Here is a 20,216-nt window from a genome sequence, read left to right on the forward strand (position 1 = left end):
GAGAGAAGTCAGCGATGAGTTCACCGACCCCGGTTGGTCCCGGAGACTCGTCGGCGCGCGCCTATCCGCTGTCGCCCGCACAGATGGGGATGTGGCTCGCGCAGCGCGTCGACCCTGCCGTTCCCGTGTCGGTCGCCCAGTACGTCGACATCCGTGGCTCGCTGAACCGTAGCGCTCTCGCGTCGGCGTGTGCTCGCGCTGCCGCCGAGTTCGAGTCGTTCTTCCTGCGGATCACCGAGGTCGACGGGCAACCGCGGCAATGGGTGGACCCGAGCCTCGACGCGACCGTCGGCTACGTCGACTTCCGGGACGCTCCCGACCCCGAGACGTCGGCGCACGCGTGGATGCGCGCCGAGTCCGCCGAACCGATCGACGTCCGGCGCGACCGTCTGACGGTCTCGTTCGTTCTCCACGTCGGGCCGAGCCACTACTTCTGGTATTCGCGCGCGCACCACGTCGCGATGGACGGTTTCGGGTCGATCACGCTGGTCTACCGGATCGCCGCGCTCTACACGGCCGCGGTGCACGGACTTCCGCCGCCCGCGAGCAGGACCCTCGGCCTGCGACGCATTCACGACCTCGAGATCGACTACCGCGACTCGGCCCGCCGCGACGCCGACCGGGAGTACTGGACCGACACGATGCGTGGCGTCACCCATCCGAGCACTCTCGCGCGCGGGTTTGCGCCTGCGGCCGCCGGTTCCCGGGACGTCAGCGGCCTGTTGTCCACCGAACTGGTCGATCGGCTGGAGAAATGCGCGGCGGCGCACGGGGTCAACCCTGCGACGCTCACGGTCTGCGCGGTCGCCGGCTTTCTGGCGCGCATGACCGGCGAGGACGACGTCACGCTCAGCCTCCCGGTGTCGGCTCGCACGACGGCGGCGCTGCGCCGGTCCGGCGGAATGGTGTCCAATATTGTGCCGCTGCGGATCCCGGGTGCGGGGGCGGCAGCCGTCGGCGATCTGGTGTCCCGCACGCGTCTCGTGATGTCCGGCGCCCTGCGGCATCAGCGGTACCGGCACGAGGACATCCGCGCCGATCTGGGAGACACGCTGTCCGGGCCGCGACTGTTAGGCCCCGCCGTCAACATCATGCTGTTCCCGGAGGAACTCGAACTCGGTTCCCTGCGGAGTCAATTGCACGTGCTGTCTTCGGGTCCGATCGAAGATTTGCTGGTGAACCTGTACCGCTCCGGTCCCCACGGACGCGTGCACCTGGACTTCAAGGCGAACCCGCGACTGTATTCGCAGGACGAGCTGGACGGTCACCATGTGCGATTCCTGCGGTACTTCCAGCGCTTCCTCGACGCCGAGACCGCGCACCCGATCGGTGACGTTCCTATCCTCACAGAGAACGAAACCGCGACGCTGGTCCCCTGCCCCGGACCGCCGGGCAGTGCGCCGGTCACGCTCGCCGACGTGTTCCGCACTGCTGCCGTCCGGGCCCCGGACGCGACGGCCGTCGTCCACGCCGGCCGGGAGGTCAGCTACCGGGAACTCGACGAGCGGTCGGATCGGATCGCGGCGACGCTGGCACGGTCCGGCGTCGGGTCCGGCGACGTGGTGGCGCTGGCGTTCCCACGGTCCTTCGACTATCTCTGCGCGGTCTGGGCCGTCGCGAAGACGGGAGCCGCATTCGTGCCGGTGGACCCGACATACCCGGAGCCGCGTGTCCGGCACATGCTCGACGACTCCCGCGCGGCGATCGGGTTGAACTCCGCGGAGTTCGCGGCCACGTTGCCGGACGGTACCAAGTGGCTGCCGCTCGACGAGGCGGACCGTGCCGGAAGCCCTGATTTCCGCACGCCGGCAACGCAACTCGACGACGCCGCATATCTCATCTACACGTCCGGCTCGACCGGGACCCCCAAGGGGGTGGTGGTCACCCACCGCGGGATCGCGAATCTGGTCTCCGCGCAACGCACCCGACTCCACCTCGACGGGTCGGCGAGGGTCCTGCACGTCGCGTCGCCGAGCTTCGACGCCTCCGTCTTCGAGATGCTGATGGCCTTCGGCTCCGGCGCCGCACTGGTCATTACCCCACGTGAAACCTACGGCGGATCCTCGCTGGCGCAGCTGATGACCACCGAAACCGTCACCCATGCGGTGCTCACCCCATCGGTGCTGGCATCGATGGAGCCCAGCGACGTCGCAGGTCTGCGCACCCTGGTCGTCGCCGGCGAGGCGTGCCCAGCGGAACTGGTGTCGCGGTGGACGTCCCGGTGCCGGATGATCGACGCGTACGGCCCGGCCGAAACCACCGTCATGACGACCGTCAGCGACCCCCTCCGCGACTCCGCACCGGTCACCATCGGCCGGCCGATCGACGGCACGAGGGTGGTGGTCCTCGACCACCGGCTCCGCCCGGTCCCCGTCGGCGTGGCCGGCGAACTGTACGTCGCGGGGGCGGCCCTGGCCCGCGGGTATCACCGCAGGGCCCGCCAGACGTCGGAGCGGTTCGTCGCCGATCCGTACGGACCGCCGGGTACCCGCATGTACCGCACCGGCGACACGGTCCGCTGGACCCGCGACCACGAACTCGAGTACCTCGGCCGCAGCGACGAGCAGGTGAACCTGCGGGGCCTGCGCGTCGAGCCCGGGGAGATCGACACGACGCTCCGCCTGCATCCGGCGGTTCGGTTCGCCGTCACCGTGATTCGCTCGCAGGCCACCGGCGATCAGCTCGTGTCGTACGTGGGCTCCGACACGGTGACGGGGCGGGAGTTGCTGTCGTTCCTCACCGCCGAACTGCCCCCGCATCTCGTACCTGCCGACGTCGTCGTGCTCCCCCACCTTCCGCTGACCCCGTCCGGCAAGCTGGATCGCGCTGCCCTTCCCGAGCCCCGCGCCCGGTCGTCCACCAGGGTCGCCCCCGGCAGTGACCGGGAACGGACGCTCCACGCCCTCTACGCCGACATCCTCGGGACCGCCGATTTCGGTGTGGACGAGTCGTTCTTCGCGCTCGGCGGCGACAGCATCATGGCGATCCAACTGGCCGCCCGCGCGCGGAGCGCCGGAATGACGTTCACCCCGCGCGACGTGTTCGAGCAGCGGACGGTGTCCCGGCTCGGCGTGGTCGCCGCCGATCCGAGCGGACCGGCCCTCGAGGAACTCCCCGGCGGCGGGATCGGCGAGATGCCACTCACCCCGGCCACCCGGTTCCTCTTCGACCGCGTCGAGGCAATCGACCGGTACGCACAGGCTGTGGTGGTGGAACTGCCACGGGGCGTGGACGCGCAGAAACTGCACACGGTGATCGGGGCCGTCGTCGATCGGCACGACGCGCTGCGTGCACGCCTCGGACGCCGCTCCGACAGGACGGCGTTCCTCACGGTGAGTCCGGCCGGCGCACCGCTGCCGGACGGCACGATCACACGGGTCATGCTGCCCGCCGACGCGGACCAGGCGCAGCTTGCGCGGGACGAGCACGAGGCGGCAGTTCGGAGGTTGAATCCGGTTGCCGGCGTGATGATCCAGTGCGTCTGGCTCGATCCCGGACCGGAGGACGCCACCCGCCGTGGGCGGCTGCTCTTCGTCGCGCATCACCTGGTGATCGACGGGGTGTCGTGGCGGATCCTGATCGGCGACCTCGCCGCGGCGTGGGCGCAACTCGAAGCGGGAGCGTCGCCCAGCCTTCCGCCGGTCGGCACGTCCTTGCGCCGGTGGTCGCACGGACTGGCCGAGGAGGCGCAGTGCCCGGACCGCAGGTCCGAACTGTCGTTCTGGCGTGCGATGACGTCGGTCGTGGATCCGCCGCTCGGCACCCGGCCACTCGACGCCCGCCGCGACGTGAGTTCGACGGTGGACCGGATTCACACGAGAACATCCGCAGCACATTCGCTCCTCATCGACCTTCCGGCCGCGTTCCGCTGCGAGGTCAACGATGTACTGCTCACCGCCCTCGCCCTCGCTCTCGCGCAGTGGCAACGTCGCCGCGGACGACCGGCCACGGTGCCGCTGATCCGGCTCGAGGGTCACGGCCGCGAGGAAGCGGTGCTGCCCGGTGCCGATCTCTCCCGCACCGTCGGGTGGTTCACCAGTATTTTTCCGATCCGCCTCGACCTGGGGGACCTCGACCTCGACGACGCCGGCACCGCCATCACGGTGGTCAAGGAACAGTTGCGTGCCGTGCCCGACAAGGGCGTCGGCTACGGCCTGCTGCGGCGTCCCGGGGACGCGACCGGGCAGATCGCGTTCAATTACCTCGGGCGGCTCGATTCCGCTGATTCCGAACGTGATTGGCGGCCGGTGCGGGACGGCACCGCCATGTTCTCCTCCGCCGAACCGTCGATGCCGGTCACCGCGCTGATCGACATCACCGCGTTCACCAGTCACGGCGTCCTCGACGCCACGTTCGCGTTCCCGACGGGTGCGATTGCGGCCGAGGCCGTGCAGGCTCTGGCCGATCTGTGGGAGCAGGCGCTGGCAACCCTCGCCGCGGTGGCGCGTTCTCCGCACACGAGTGGGCTCACTCCGTCCGATCTGCCGCTGGTCGCCGTGGACCGCGAAGACATCGAGGAGTGGGAACGCGACCGTCCGGGTCTGCTCGACGTGTGGCCGCTGACACCGTTGCAGTCGGGGTTGCTGTTCCACGCAGCGCTCACCGGCGAGGAGGCCGATCCGTATGCGATGCAGGTGATCCTGACCCTGTCCGGGCACCTCGATCCCGACCGACTTCGAAGCGCATGCGGCGCGGTCCTCGCGGGGCGAGCGAACCTGCGCACCGCGTTCGTGCGCGACAGTCGCGGCGTCCCGGTGCAACTCGTACTCGGCGATGTGCCGCTGCGGTGGCGGCACATCGACGTCACGGGTACCGGCGCCGAGCAGATTCTGCTCGACGACCGCACCACCCGCTTCGACCCGTCGGCCCCACCGCTGATCCGGTTCACCCTGCTGTCGCGGGGGCCGGACCGTGCCGAACTCGCGATCACCGCCCACCACATCGTGCTGGACGGCTGGTCCATGCCGCTGCTGGTGCGTGAACTCTTCACCGCCTACCGGCGCGGTGACTTCCGCACCGAATCACCGGATTCGAGCCCCTATCGCGACTTCCTGGAGTGGCTGGCGACGCGGGACACCGACGCCTCGGCGCGGGCGTGGGCCGCGGCGCTCGACGGCGTCACCGAGCCTGCCGCCTCGGCGGACGATACCCCGACCACGTCCGAGTCAATATTGGAACTGAGCGAGGCGGACACCCGGAGGCTGACGGCCCGCGCGAGCGAACTCGGAGTCACGCTGAGCACCGTCGTCCAGGCGGCCTGGGGAATCGTCCTCGGGCAGGCGACCGACAACGACGACGTCGTGGTCGGGGAGGCCGTCTCCGGCAGGCCGCCGGAACTCGCCGGCGTGGAGGGCGCGGTGGGATTGTTCGTCAACACCGTCCCCGTGCGGATCCCCCTCGATCCCGGTATCGACGTGGCCGCGCTGCTCACCCACCTGCAGGCCGAGCAGGTTCACCTCCTCGAACACCACTGGCTGGGCCTCTCCGACATTCAGCGGGCGGTCGGGGTGGCGCCGCTGTTCGACACGCTGGTCGCGTTCGAGTCGTACCCCGTGGACCGCACCGCGCTGCCGGAACTCACGGACGGTCTGATCCTGAACGGCGTTCGCGCACACGACGCCTCGCACTACGCCGTGACACTCGCGGTGACGGCGGCCCCGACCCTGCGGCTGACGGCGAAGTGCCGGTCACACCGGTACGACGGTGAGGCCCTGCTCGCGCGAGTCGGCCGCGTGCTCGACTACATCGGCAAGGATCCGCACGTCGCCGTCGGGAGTCTCGATCTTCTCGGCGCCGCGGAGCGGGAGCGGGTGCTGCGCACCTGGAACGCAACGGACGCACCGGTGCCCTCGGTCACCCTGGTGGACCTGTTCGACGCACAGGTCGGGCGCTCGCCCGGCGCCGTGGCGGTGGTGTTCGGCGCGGATCGGGTGACGTACGCGGAGTTCGATGCTCGAGTGAACCGACTGGCCCGGTATCTCGTGGCGAGGGGCGTCGGACCGGAAAGCGTCGTCGGGGTGGCGGTTCCCCGTTCGATGCAGCTTCTCGTAGCGTTGCACGCGGTGTTGAAGGCCGGCGGCGCCTATCTGCCCGTGGATCCCGGGCACCCGCTCGGACGCACCGCCCTCGTACTCGACTCGGCCGCACTGGTCCTCACGTCCGGTGCCAGGGGCGGCACGGTCCCGGACGGAGCCGCTGTCGTGGATCTCGACCGGCTGGACGTCACGGGATACGATCCCCGCCCGATCTCTGATTCGGAGAGACGCGCACCGCTGCGCCCGGCGAACGCCGCATACGTCATCTACACCTCGGGTTCCACGGGACGACCCAAGGGCGTCACGGTGACCCACGAGATGATGGTCAACCAGTTCCAGTGGGCGCAGACGCTGACGCCGCTCGACGGTACCGATGCGGTGCTGCACAAGACCCCGCTCACATTCGACATCTCCGCATGGGAACTGTTCTGGCCCTTGCACACCGGAGCACGGGTGGTGATCGCCGAGCCCGGCGGACACCAGGACCCCGGCTATCTCGCGCGGACCGTCGCGCAGCAGTCGATCACGACGCTCCACGTCGTTCCGTCGATGCTCGACGCCTTCCTCGAGCACTGCGGGCCGCAGGTGCCCCCGACTGTGCGTCGCGTGTATTCGGCAGGCGAGTCGCTGCCCGCTGCCACGGCAACACGATTCGCGGAACGCAGTGCCGCTGCGCTGTACAACTGGTACGGCCCGTGCGAGGCGGCGGCGGCCACGTCGGAGTCGGTCGACGGCAACGAGATCGGCGCGGCGATCTCCCTCGGCGGTCCCGTCCACAACATACGTACGTATGTGCTCGACCGCCGGCTGCGACCGGTGCCGGTCGGGACGCGGGGCGAGTTGTACGTCGCCGGCGCGTACCTGGCGCGCGGGTACGCCGGACGTCCCGACCTGACCGCCGAACGCTTCGTCGCCGACCCGTTCGGCGGCACAGGCGGGCGGATGTATCGCACCGGCGATGTGGTGCGATGGAACGAGGCGGGCGGGCTCGAATATTTGGGGCGCAGCGACTTCCAGATCAAACTCCGCGGCCAGCGCATCGAACCCGGGGAGATCGAAACCGCGTTGACGTCCGACCCGGCCGTGACCCAGGCGGCGGTCACCGTGCACCGCGACCGGGACGCCGGCGACCGGATGATCGCCTACATCGTGACCGCAGGCGATGCGCCGGACGAGCGGCGGATCGCCGACCGTCTCGCCGGACTGCTCCCGGCCTACATGATCCCCTCCGCCTTCGTCCCGATTCCCGAACTGCCCGTCACGTCCAGCGGAAAACTGGATCGCGCGGCCCTGCCGGAGCCGGCGCCCGCGAGGCCTGCGTCCGATCCGCCCGTCACCCCCACCGAGGACGTAATCGCGTTCGTGTTCGCGGAGGTGACCGGCACCGCGTCCGTGGGACGGTACGACAACTTCTTCGCCGCCGGAGGCAACTCGCTGACCGCCGCGCAGGCCGCCGCCCGTGTCGGAGCGGCGCTGGGAACCACCGTCGAACTCCGCGCACTGTTCGACCACCCCACGGTCGCGGAACTGTCCGCGTATCTCGCGGACCGCGCCCTCGAGACCGAGCAGGCGCCGCTGGTCGCCCGTGCCCCGGCCGTCCACGTGCCGCTGTCCCTCGCCCAGCAACGACTGTGGTTCCTGAACCGGCTCGACGGACGCTCGGCCACCGACAGCATTCCCGTCGTCCTCCGCCTCACCGGCACTCTCGACGAAGCGGCACTGTGTGCGGCGGTGCGTGACGTGATCGACCGCCACGAACCCCTGCGCACCGTGTATCCCGAGCACGACGGGATCCCGTGCCAGCACGTTCTCCCCGCGAGCGCCGTGCCGCCGTGCACGGTCCGAGAGACCGCGAATCCCGCGGGCCGGGTACGGGAACTGCAGTCGGCGGGATTCGACCTCACCGCCGAACCCCCGGTACGCGCCGAACTTCTCGCGGTCGGCACCGGCGAGTGGGTGCTCGCCCTGGTCGTCCACCACATCAGTGCCGACGGGTTCTCGCTGGGACCGCTCGCCCGGGACGTGATGACGGCGTACCGCGCGCGGGCGCAGGGCGCCTCACCGGTGTGGACACCACTGCCGGTCCGGTACGCCGACTACGCCCTCTGGCAGCGTGAACTGCGGGACGGGCAGCCGAGTCTGGCGTACTGGAGGCAGACCCTGTCCGGGATGCCCGAACTGCTGACCCTGCCGTTCGACCGCGCCCGACCGCCGGTCGCGACGCACCGCGGCGCCGACGTCGCGTTCACCCTCGACGCGGACACGCACCGGCGGATTCGTGCCCTCGCACGCACCCACGACGCCACTCCGTTCATGGTGGTGCACGCGGCGCTGGCCGTCCTCGCGGCCAGACTCGGCGGCACCGCGGACATCGTCGTCGGCACTCCGATCGCGGGACGCGGGCCGCGTGCACTCGACGACCTCGTCGGGATGTTCGTCAACACACTGGTGTTGCGGACAGACCTCGCCCTTCACGACACGTTCGCCGGCACTCTCGCCCGCGTGCGGGACGTCGACCTCGCCGCGTACTCGCACTCGGACGTCTCGTTCGAGGAGATCGTGGAGGCGGTCGCGCCGGAGCGGTCGCGTGGCCGCAATCCGCTGTTCCAGTTGGCGCTCGCCTATCACAACACCGCACCCGTCGTGGTCGATCTGCCGGAGGTGTCCGCCGCCGTCGTCGAGATCGAGACGCATACGGCGAAATTCGATCTTCAGCTCACCGTCTCCGAATCGCTCGACGATCGGGGTGACCCGGGACCCCTCTCCTGTGTCTTCACCTACGCCACCGACCTGTTCGACGAGACCACCGTTTCCGGGTTCACGGACCGGTTCCGGCGGTTGCTCCACACCGCGCTCGCGCATCCGCGCGTCGTGGTCGGCGACATCGACCTCCGGGGCGGTGCGGAGAGGGCGGCCCGCCACGCCGGTGCGCCGTCGTTGCCACAGCGGACGCTGCCCGGCCTGATGTCGGCAGCCGCCGAACGGAATCCGGACGGTCCGGCACTGACGGCGGACGGCCGGACCCTGACGTACCGCGAACTCGACACCGCGTCGAACCGCCTCGCCCGCGCGCTGATACGGCGCGGGGTGGGACCCGAGACGATTGTCGCTCTCGCGCTGCCGCGCTCGGCGCTGTCCGTCGTCTCGGTGTGGGCCGTCGCGAAGACCGGTGCCGCGTTCGTGCCCGTGGACCCGAACTACCCCGCCGCGCGGGTCGAGTACCTGCTGGGCGACTCCGGCGCCGCGCTCGGGCTGACCACGGTCGCGGACCGCGAGGCGCTGCCGGACGGGGCGGACTGGCTGCTGCTCGACGCCCCGGACGTCCGCACCGAAAGTCGCGGTTACTCCTCGGCCCCGATCACCGACGCCGAACGCACGCGGCCGCTGGAGGTGCAGCACCCGGCGTACGTGATCTACACGTCCGGTTCGACGGGGAAACCCAAGGGTGTGACGGTAACTCACACCGGTCTCGCCGATTTCACGGCGGAACAGCGGGAGCGCTACGCGGTGACCGCGGCCTCGCGGACACTGCACGCGTCGTCCCCCGGCTTCGACGGCACGGTGCTCGAGATACTGCTCGCGCTCGGTGCGGGCGCGTGCATGGTGCTCACCCCTCCGACGGTGCAGGGCGACGATCCGCTCACCGAGGTGCTGGCCGGCGAGCGGGTCAGCCACGTGTTCACCACACCGACGGTTCTGGCGACGGTCGACCCCCGCGGCCTGCACGACCTGCAGGTGGTCGTGGTGGGCGGCGAACCGTGCCCGCCGGACCTCGTGAAAGCCTGGGCACCGCACAGGCATGTGTCGCTGTTCAACGGCTACGGCCCGACCGAGACGACGGTGATGACGACCATCAGCGACCCCTTGGTGGCCGATCGGCCGGTGACCATCGGCCGGCCGGTCCGCGGCGCCGCGGTACTCCTGCTGGATGCGCGTCTGCATCCGGTTCCGACGGGAGTGGCCGGCGAACTCTACATCTGCGGTCCGGGCGTCGCGCGCGGCTACCATCGCAGGGCCGCGCTCACCGCCGCACGGTTCGTCGCCTGCCCGTTCGGCGGCGCCGGGGAACGGATGTACCGGACGGGAGACGTGGGCCGGTGGCGGCGCGACGGGTCGATCGAGTACCTCTACCGCAACGATGCGCAGATCGAACTGCGGGGTGTGCGAATCGAACTCGGCGAGATCGACGCGACCCTCCTCGCACATCGGGGCGTGCGGTTCGCGGCGACGGATGTGCGTGAACTGCGCGACGGTGTCGACGCACTCGTGTCGTATGTACTCCCGGGGCGGGGCGAGACGGTCGATCCGGATCAACTGATCCGCTACGCGTCGACCCGACTGCCCGCACCGCTGGTACCCGCGATCGTCGTCGTGCTGGACGCCGTGCCGCTGACCGTCAACGGGAAACTGGACCGTTCGGCGCTACCCGATCCCGTTCCGGCGGCCACCGACTTCGAGGCCCCGCACACACCCGCCGAGCGGGTGGTGGCGACAGCGTTCGCGGAGGTCCTCGGACTCGACCTGGTGGGGCGCGACGAGAACTTCTTCGCCCTCGGTGGCACGTCGCTGTCCGCGACGCGCGCGGTGTCCCGGATCGGTGCCGCACTGGAGACGTCGGTGCCGGTGCGCGCGGTGTTCGACACCCCGACCGTCTCCGCACTCGCGGCGGCCGTCACCGAGCAGACCGACGGCGCGGCGCACGTCGCCCTGACCGTGCGCCCACGCCCGCGCCGGGTGCCGCTGTCGCCTGCGCAGCAACGACTATGGTTCCTCGCCCGCCTCGCACCCGGCTCCCCCGAATACAACATCCCGATGGCGCTGCGGCTCGACGGAACACTCGACGTCGCCGCCCTCACCGCGGCCATCACGGACGTGGTCGGCAGGCACGAACCGCTGCGCACCCTGTACCCGGACAGCGATGGAGTCGCGTACCAGCAGTTGATCCCGGTGTCGCGGGCCACCCCGTCCCTCCGGCCGATACCCGTGGCCCGGGACGACGTCACCGCGCGGGTCGCGACGTTCGCGTCGCAGGGTTTCACTCTGGGCGCCGAACCGCCGATCCGTGCCCGGCTGTTCGCCCTCGCCGCCGACGAGTGGGTGCTCGCCGTCATGGTCCATCACATCAGCGCGGACGGGTTCTCGGTGCCGCTGCTCGTCCGCGATCTGATGACCGCCTACGAGGCGCGGGTGGCTGGCGCGGCGCCGCGGTGGGCCGCACTGCCCGTCCAGTACACGGACTACACCCTGTGGCAGCACGAAGTGCTGGGCGACCGCGACGATCCGCAGTCCGTCGCGGCGCGGGAACTGTCGTACTGGAAGGACACGTTGTCCGGTGCGCCGGAGCAGTTGTCGCTGCCCACCGACCGTCCGCATCCGGCCATCGCGTCGCACCACGGCGGCACCGTCGAATTCGCGCTCGACGACGCCCTGTACCGCGCGGTCGAGCACACCGCGTCGACGTGCGCCGTCACCCCGTTCATGGTGGTGCACGCCGTGTTCGCCGTGCTGCTCGCGAAGCTGAGCGGGTCCACGGACATCGTGCTCGGCACACCCGTCGCGGGACGCGGGGATCAGGCGCTCGACGAACTGGTGGGCATGTTCGTCAACAACCTGGTCCTGCGCACCGAGGTGAGGCCCGCGGAAAGCTTCGCGGACCTGCTGGGCCGGGTGCGGGAGGACGACCTCGACGCGTTCGCGCACTCCACCGTCCCGTTCGAGACCGTGGTCGAGGCGCTCGATCCCACCCGCTCCCGCGCCCGCAATCCGCTGTTCCAGGTGGCCCTGGCGTTCCAGAACCTCGACCACACCCTGCTCACCCTGCCCGGACTGCGGGTGTCGGCGACCACTCCCCCCACCCGGTCGGCCCGATTCGAACTGCAACTCACCGTGACCGCGGATCCCCGCCCGTCGACGGAACGCACCCGGCGCACGGCCGTGTTCACCTACGCCACCGACCTGTTCGACCATCACACGGTCGTGGAACTCGGGGAACGTTTCCTCCGGACATTGAGCGAGGCTGTCGCACAACCGCATCGGGCTGTCGGCGACCTCGCCCTCGTCGATCCGGACCCGGATGTCCCGGCCGCAGCGCCGTCCTCCGGTCAGACCCTCGTCGATCTGTTCGAGCTGCACGTCGCCACGTCGCCGGACGCCGAAGCGGTCGTCGCCGGCGACCGCGTCCTCACCTACGGTGAACTCGACCGTCAGATCAATCGGCTGGCCCGCCACCTCATCGCCGCTCGTGTCGGCCCGGAGTCTCTGGTGGGATTGGCGATTCGCCGCTCCGTCGACCTCCTCGTCGGAATGTATGCCGTCGCGAAGGCGGGCGCGGCGTACGTGCCGATCGACCCCGACCAGCCCGCACAGCGCAACGCCCAGATCATCCGCGCCTCGGACGCGCGGGTCGTCCTCACCACCGAACGCGATCGGTTCGACCTCGCCGACGTTCTGCCCGCGGAGACACGGCTCGTCGTCGTCGACCGGGTGGACCTGTCCGCGCTCGATCCGTCGCCGGTCTCCGATCTCGACCGGACCGCTCCCCTGAGGGCGCAGAACCCCGCGTACGTGATCCACACGTCGGGATCGACGGGCACCCCAAAGGGGGTCGTCGTGACCCATGCCGCCGTCGTGAGCTTCCTGAAGTGGCGGCAGGACACGGACCCGCTCGGCGCCGGCGACACGGTGATGCTCAAGCTGCAGTACACGTTCGACGCCTCGGTCCGCGAATTCTGGTGGCCGCTGATCGCCGGTGCGCGGCTGGTGATCGCCCGCCCGGACGGCCACCGCGACCCCCGGCATCTCGCCGAGCTGATCGGACGGCACCGGGTGACCGCCGGATACTTCCTTCCGCTGATGCTGGCCGAGATCCTCGCGATCCCCGACGCGGATCTCACGTCGCTGCGGCAGGTGTCCTGCGGCGGCGAGGTTCTGCCGCCGGGCACCGCGCACAGTTTCCACGCACGGTGCCCGGACACGGTGCTCTACAACGAGTACGGCCCGACCGAGACGGCCGTCGCCGTGACCCGCACGGTCGTCGGCAGTGTCGGCACGACCGTCCCGATCGGCGTGCCGCAGGACGGGGTCGGTGCGCTCGTGCTGGATTCGCGGCTGCATCCTGTGCCTGCCGGCGTTCCCGGTGAGCTCTACCTCTCGGGCGCCCAGTTGGCCCGCGGGTATCTCGGGCAGCCGGGGACGACGGCCTCCCGGTTCCCGGCCAATCCGTGGGGACCGCCCGGTCAGCGGATGTACCGGACCGGCGACGTGGTCAGTCGCCGGCGCGACGGCACGATCGAATACCTCGGCCGGCGGGACCTGCAGGTGAAGATCCGCGGTCAACGCGTCGAACTCGAGGAGATCGAGACGGCGCTGCGCCGCAACACCGCCGTCGCGCAGTCCGCGGCGGCCGTCTACGAATCCCCTGCCACGGGTTCCCGACTGGTCGGCTACGTCGTGCCGCGTCCGGGCGCGGACGTGGACACCCGTGCCGTGTCGGCGGAACTGGCGCAGCGACTGCCCCGGTACATGGTGCCCAACCAGATCGTGGTGCTGGAGGCACTGCCGTCGACATCCCACGGCAAGCTGGACCGGCGCGCGCTCCCCGATCCGGGTGTGCCACGGGCGCAGCGGTTCCGTCCCCCGACGACCCGCACCGAGAAACTGGTCACCGCGGTGTTCGCGGACGTGCTGGGCACCGGGCTGGTGGGGCTGGACGACAACTTCTTCGAGCTGGGCGGCAACTCGTTGTCCGCGACCAGGGCGGCGTCCCGGCTGCACACCTCGACGCACGTCGAGATCCGCCTCGACTGGTTCTTCACCGACGCGACCGCGGAGAGCATCGCCGCGCGGATCTCGTCGAGTTTCGCCGCCGCCTCCGACGCCTCCGCGGCGCTCGAGGTGCTGTTGCCGCTGCGGCCGGACGGCGGACGGGAACCGCTGTTCTGCATCCATCCGGCAGTCGGGTTGGCCTGGTGCTATTCGGGATTGAGTGCGCATCTTCACCCCGGTCGCCCGGTCTGGGGTGTGCAATCCCCCGCCGTGACGGCGGCCGGCGACCGGTTCACGTCGATCACGGAGCGCGCCGCTCGCTACGTGCAGGAGATCCGCCGCGTGCAGCCACGGGGGCCGTACCACCTGCTCGGGTACTCGGTGGGCGGCGTGATCGCGCACGCGATGGCGGTCGAGTTGCGCTCGCGCGGCGAGGAGATCGGCGTACTCGCGATGATCGACAGCTACGCGTCGGCGGAACGCGGCACCCCGGTACCGACGCTGCCGGAACTGCTCGCGGAATTCGGGGAAGGCGCATCGGAACAGCTGGGTCCGGAGCAGCTGGCCCGGTTGTACGAGGACTATGTCGACGTCATCGACGCTGCCGCCGACTTCGCGCCCGGGCACTTCGACGGCAGCCTGCTGTTCTTCGGCGCGGCCGGGGACGGCTCCCAGCCCACGGCCGCGTGCGCGACGTGGCGGCCGTGGATCGGCGGGGAGGTGATCGCCCACACCGTCGACCGCCCGCACGCGCAGATGACCGACCCGGAGGCGCTGGCCGTCATCGGACCGATCCTGGCCGACTACCTCGACGGCGTCTCAGGCGCCGACGGGCCGGAGAATCCACCAGCCGCCCAGCGCGAGACAGCCCAGAGTGACGAGTAGCGACAACCCCACCCACACGATGCCGGGAACGTGGGTGAGCCGCGCCAGCTGATCCGCGTCCGACTCCGGGGCCGCGCCGCGGGCGCGTTGCCGCTGCAGTTCCAGGACCGGCCTCGGGGCAGCGACGAGCATGAACAGCGTGATCAGATAGGCCGCCGCCACCTGCTGGTCCTGCGTGCCGAACCACACGAGCCCGAACAGCAGTGCCCCGACCACCGTGAGGGAGAACAATCCGTACAGGTTCCGGACGAGGATGAGCATGGCCGCGAGTGCCAGGACACCGATCCACAGCACCGCGATCGCATGCTGGGTGCCCAGCACCCAGGCCGCGCCGAGACCCAGAACGGCGGGACCCACGTAGCCGGCGAACGTCATGAGGACCACGCCGAGCCCGGTCGGTTTACCGGACGAGATGGCCACACCCGACGTGTCCGAGTGCAGCCGCACCCCCTTCAGCGTGCGACCGAACAGCAGGGCGACCACCAGGTGCGCGCCCTCGTGCACGATGGTCACGACGTTCCGGGTGATCCGCCAGGCGTGCGGTTCGAGAACGAGTATCACGGCCACCACCGCCGTGACCTGAACGATCCAGGGAGCCGGCGCGGGGCTGACGGCGCTCACGCGCTCCCACAACGAGTGCATTCCATTCATCGGCGCCGAGTGTACGGCGACCGGCTGATCACTCCCTGCGTGCGAGCTGTGGAATCAATCCGCCCGCGAGCACGTCGTCGACCTGACGTGGAGACAGCCGGTGACGCACCGGGATCTCCACGTCACGGGTCGCGTCGAGCAGGGTCAGACGGGGGCCGGAACGAATGGCCTCCCTGACTCCGTCGAGGACCAGCACGTCGTCCTGCCGGATCGTGTCGTAGTCGTCCGGGTTTTCGAATTCGAGTGCGAGCACACCGAAGTTGGCGAGGTTCTGCCAGTGGATACGGGCAAACGAGGTGGCGATCACCGCATGCAGACCGAGGTACCGCGGGGTGATCGCGGCATGCTCACGGGAGGAACCCTGCCCGTAGTTGTCGCCGCCGACGATGAAATGCCCGGTGGTCTTCGCCGTCTCCTCCGCGCGCGCCGGGTAGGTCTCGTCGACCTGGGTGAACGTGAACCGGGACAGCTTGGGAATGTTGGAGCGGAACGGCAGGGCCCGGGCCCCGGCCGGAGAGATCTCGTCGGTGGAGATGTTGTCACCGACCTTCAGAAGCACCGGAGCCTCGATGCGGTCGGGCAGGGGCGGAAACTCGGGCAGGGACGAGATGTTGGGGCCCTTCACCAGTTCGACGTGCCGAGCCTCCTCCTCCGGCAACGGCGCCACCAGCATGGCCGTGTTCACGGTGGCCTCATCCGGAAGCGTGATCTCCGGGTACGGCATCCCGGCCTTCTCCGCCCAGTCCCGCGGGTCGGTGATCACCCCGGTGAGAGCCGATGCGGCAGCCGTCTCGGGTGAACACAGCCACACGGAATCATCGTGGGTGCCCGAACGCCCGGGGAAATTGCGGGGCATCGTCCGGAGAGAATTCCGGCCGGTCGCCGGCGCCTGTCCCATGCCGATACAACCCATGCATCCGGATTGATGTATGCGCGCGCCTGCCACGACCAGTTCGAGCGTCGCGCCCATCTTGGTGAGGTCGGAGAGGATCTCCCGCGAACTCGGATTGACGTCGAAGCTCACGCTCGGGTCGGTCTGCCGTCCCGACACCATGGCCGCAGCGATCGCGAAGTCGCGCAGTCCGGGATTGGCGGACGACCCGATCACCACCTGGCTGACGTCCTCACCGGCGACGTCCCGGACGGGCACCACGTTTCCCGGTGACGACGGTTTCGCGATCAGCGGCTCGATCGTCGACAGGTCGAGCTGTTCGTGCACGTCGTACTCCGCGCCTGCATCGGCGCGCAGTTCCACGAAATCGTCTTCCCTGCCCTCGGAGCGCAGGAACGCGCGGACGGCGTCGTCCGAGGGAAAGATGGACGTCGTGGCGCCCAGTTCGGCGCCCATGTTCGCGATGACGTGACGATCCATCGCCGTCAGCGTCGCGAGTCCCTCACCGTGGTATTCGATGATTCTGTTGAGCCCGCCCTTGACGCCGTGGCGGCGGAGCATCTCGAGGATGACGTCCTTCGCCGAACTCCACTCGGGGAGCCTGCCGGTCAACTCCACACCCCAGACCTGGGGCATCCGGATGTGGAGGGGTTGACCCGCGATCGCCATGGCGACCTCGAGTCCACCGACGCCGATCGCGAGCATGCCCAGCGATCCCGCCGCCGGGGTATGCGAGTCGGAACCGACCATGGTCTTGCCGGGGACACCGAAGCGCTGCATGTGGGTGGGATGGGAGACGCCGTTGCCCGGCTTCGAGAACCACAGCCCGTACCGCAGGGCGGCGGTGCGGAGGAACTCGTGGTCCTCGGCGTTCTTCTCGTCGGCCTGCAGTAGATTGTGATCGACGTACTGCACGCTCAACTCGGTCTTGATTCGGTCGAGGTGGAGCGCCTCGAGTTCCTGCATCACCAGGGTTCCGGTGGCGTCCTGGGTGAGGGTCTGATCGATCCGGATCGAGATCTCCTCACCCGGTTCCATCCGGCCGTCGAGGAGGTGTGCACCGATGACCTTGCGGGCGACAGTGTCCGACATCGCTGATCCCTTCGTCGTCCTTCCAGGATGCGCCGGAACGAGGGCGAGGGCCAGCGGCCGGAACAGTCCGGCACTCGACAGGACAATCTTCGGCTTTCTACGCAAAACCGTAGAAAGCGCTAGATTGCGCTAGTCGTGCTGCGCGCGCAGATACTTCCCGAAGTGCGGCACGGTGAATCCGATCGACCCGCGCTCGGCCGAATAGATCAGACCCTTCTTGATCAGCCCGTCCCGCGCCGGTGACAGCGACGCGGGTTTGCGGCCCAGTTCGGACGCGATCGCCGCCGTCGCGACCGGGCCGTCGTCCCCGGAGAGGTCGGCCATCGCGCGCATGTACTCCCGCTCGGCCGGCGTCGCGCGCTCGTATCGCGAACCGAAGAACCCGACCGCCAGTTCCTCCTCCGCGGTCGGCTCCGCCACCCGCACGTCCTCCTCCGTGATGGGTGTCGCCGCGGCCACGTCCCACGTCGCCTTGCCGTACGCCTGGACGAAATAGGGGTAGCCGTCGGCCGCGGCGTACAACGCGTCGAGCGCCTCGTCCGTGAACTTCACGTCCTCGCGTTCGGCGGGCGCGATCAGCGCCCGGTCCGCGGACACCCGGTCCAGCCGGTCGATGCGGTGGTAGCTGAACAACCGCTCCGAGTAGCTCTTGGACGCCGACAGCACCGCGGGCAGGTGCGGCAGTCCGGCACCGACCACGATCAGTGGGGCCGCGTCCTGGCTGAGTTCGTGGCAGGCCCCGCACACCGCGGAGACGTCCGCGGCGCCGAGGTCCTGCATCTCGTCGATGAACAGTGCGATCCCGACGCCGACGTCGCGGGCCAGGGACGACGCGTCGAGCAGCAGTTCCACCAGGTCGATCTCGATGTCCCCGGAATCGGCGCGACCCTTCACCGCGGGCGCGTCGATCCCCGGCTGCCACCGCTCGCGCATGCCCTTGTCGGCCGTCGCGCGCAGGGCGAACGACTTCAGGATTCCGAGGAACTCCTCCACCCGGTCGGGGTCGCGGTGCGCGCCCGCGATCTCCCGGATCGCCATGTGCAACGCCGAGGACAGCGGCCGCCGCAGATCCTGATCGGGGCGGGCCTCGATCTTCCCGGTTCCCCACCGGCGAGAGATGGCCGCCGACCGCAGATGGTTCAGCAGGACCGTCTTCCCGACCCCGCGCAGACCCGTCAGCATCACACTGCGCTCCGGGCGGCCGCGCGCGATCCGCTCGAGCACCACGTCGAACGCGTCGAGCTGCCTGGTTCGTCCCGCGAGCTCCGGCGGGCGCTGCCCCGCGCCGGGTGCATAGGGGTTACGGACAGGGTCCATGGCCACGAAGGTAACAACGTCTGTTGCCGAATCTGCGCTCATCTAGCGCGTGTCCTAGATCCCGCTATGAAGTTGCCGCGGGGCCGGGGTGGGTACTTCCGCACCCTGCGGTGCCTATCGACGATCGCGCGTTCCCCCGAGGCTGGATGCAGCCGCAGGAACAGGGAGAACACCATGATCGAATTGGACGCCAGAGCCGAGTTGGAACGACTCGCGCCGTACGCAGCGACGGGCGACGAAGACGCCGTCGAAGAGGTTCTCCGCATTGCGCATCCGCTCGTGCACCGCTACTGCACGACCCGCCTCGAATCGGTGGATCACCCGCACACGACCGCCGACGACGTCACCCAGGACGTGTGCCTCGCGTTGATGAGCGCCCTGCGGACGTACCGGAACCAGGGGAAGTCGTTGCTGTCGTTCATCTTCGGCATCGCCGCGCACAAGGTGTCGGACGCGCGGCGACGCGCCACCCGGATGTCCGTACCGCCGACCGCGCGCGCCGCCGCCGCACATCACGTGGTGGACGTCGAGGACGGCCCCGAACATCATGTCCTGCGCGACGAATTGCGCGGCGAGATGGGACTGCTCGTCGAGACCCTCCCGGTCCGGCACCAGCAGATCCTCTTCATGCGCGTCATCGTGGGAATGTCGGCGGAACAGACCGCGCGGGTCCTGGACACCACACCGGGCGCCGTCCGCGTCGCGCAGCACCGGGCGCTGAGCCACCTGCGGGCGCGGATCGGGCACGGACCCGCCCGCTGAGAGGTTCCCGCTCGGTCGTTGCCATCCGGCGACCCGAGTGGGGAGCCGGATACGGCGGCGCCGCAGCGCATTCCGTCGTCCCGCACCCGCAGGACGAGAACACCGTGCACGTCGCGATGAGCACCGGAGGCGTGTATCGCACCACGGACGGGGGTGCGTCCTGGGAGCCGCGCAACACCGGGATCACCGCCTACTTCCTCCCGGACCCGAACCCGGAGTTCGGCCAGTGCGTCCACAAGATCGCCCGTGACGGCGTCGTCCCCGACCGCTTGTACGCCCAGAACCATCACGGGGTCTACCGCTCCGACGACAGCGGCGACACATGGAAGTCGATCGCGGACGGGCTGCCGACGGACTTCGGATTTGTGATGCTCACGCATCCCCGTCGCGAGGGAACGGTGTGGGTGGTTCCGTTGACTTCCTCTCGGCCGTGAACGACCGAGATTCCCCGCGGGACTCACGTCCCGAGGTTCCTGTTTCACCGACAGTCGCCTCCCCACACCTTAGGTGCGGGGTGGTCTCACACCGTCTCCGCAGGCTGCCACCGCCAGTCCGACGGCCAAAATGTTCCTCGCCGCATTCACGTCCCGATCGTGGACGGCGCCGCACCGGCACGCCCACTCCCGCACATTCAGCGGCATCGCCGGGACGACCTCCCCGCACACCGAGCAGGTCTTCGACGACGGACAGAACCGGTCGACCGCCACCACCCGCCGCCCGTACCAGTCGGCCTTGTACTCGAGCATGGTCCGGAACTCCGACCACCCCGCATCCGAGATCGCCCGGGACAACGACCGATTCTTCACCATGTTCCGCAC

7 protein-coding genes are annotated in these 20,216 nt (G+C 69.8%); 3 read left to right on the forward strand and 4 right to left on the reverse strand.

Going from position 1 to position 20,216, the window contains the following annotated elements; translation table 11 throughout:
- Nucleotides 1-14: 14 nt before the first annotated feature.
- Nucleotides 15-14,684: a non-ribosomal peptide synthetase gene (locus CA951_RS23960; RefSeq protein WP_087559189.1), complete on the forward strand. Its 14,670-nt coding sequence runs from the start codon at nucleotides 15-17 to the stop codon at nucleotides 14,682-14,684.
- Here the strand turns inward: CA951_RS23960 and CA951_RS23965 are convergent.
- The 3 genes from CA951_RS23965 to CA951_RS23975 all read right to left on the reverse strand — a co-directional run bounded on the left by CA951_RS23965 (nucleotide 14,619) and on the right by CA951_RS23975 (nucleotide 18,636).
- Complete coding sequence (locus tag CA951_RS23965; protein WP_087559190.1) at nucleotides 14,619-15,335, reverse strand: M50 family metallopeptidase; 717 nt, start codon at nucleotides 15,333-15,335, stop codon at nucleotides 14,619-14,621. The two genes, CA951_RS23960 and CA951_RS23965, sit on opposite strands and share 66 nt — an antisense overlap.
- Before the next feature lie 28 nt (nucleotides 15,336-15,363).
- The gene (locus CA951_RS23970) at nucleotides 15,364-17,319 is read right to left on the reverse strand and encodes an aconitate hydratase (RefSeq protein ID WP_087559191.1); all 1,956 of its coding nucleotides are present in this window, start codon (nucleotides 17,317-17,319) and stop codon (nucleotides 15,364-15,366) included.
- Between the two features lie 129 nt (nucleotides 17,320-17,448).
- Complete coding sequence (locus CA951_RS23975) at nucleotides 17,449-18,636, reverse strand: AAA family ATPase (RefSeq protein WP_087559192.1); 1,188 nt, start codon at nucleotides 18,634-18,636, stop codon at nucleotides 17,449-17,451.
- 174 nt (nucleotides 18,637-18,810) lie between these two features.
- On the opposite strand from CA951_RS23975, the gene CA951_RS23980 reads away from it, so the two are divergent.
- Complete coding sequence (locus CA951_RS23980) at nucleotides 18,811-19,398, forward strand: sigma-70 family RNA polymerase sigma factor (protein ID WP_087559193.1); 588 nt, start codon at nucleotides 18,811-18,813, stop codon at nucleotides 19,396-19,398.
- Nucleotides 19,399-19,514: 116 nt separating this feature from the next.
- The gene (locus CA951_RS23985; protein ID WP_256974048.1) at nucleotides 19,515-19,832 is read left to right on the forward strand and encodes a hypothetical protein; all 318 of its coding nucleotides are present in this window, start codon (nucleotides 19,515-19,517) and stop codon (nucleotides 19,830-19,832) included.
- A 69-nt stretch (nucleotides 19,833-19,901) separates the two neighbouring features.
- Here the strand turns inward: CA951_RS23985 and CA951_RS23990 are convergent.
- Nucleotides 19,902-20,216: RNA-guided endonuclease TnpB family protein (locus CA951_RS23990; RefSeq protein ID WP_143543089.1), on the reverse strand; the 315-nt coding region annotated here is incomplete at its 5' end.

The organism is Rhodococcus sp. NCIMB 12038, assembly GCF_002165735.1.
Lineage (GTDB): Bacteria > Actinomycetota > Actinomycetes > Mycobacteriales > Mycobacteriaceae > Rhodococcus_F.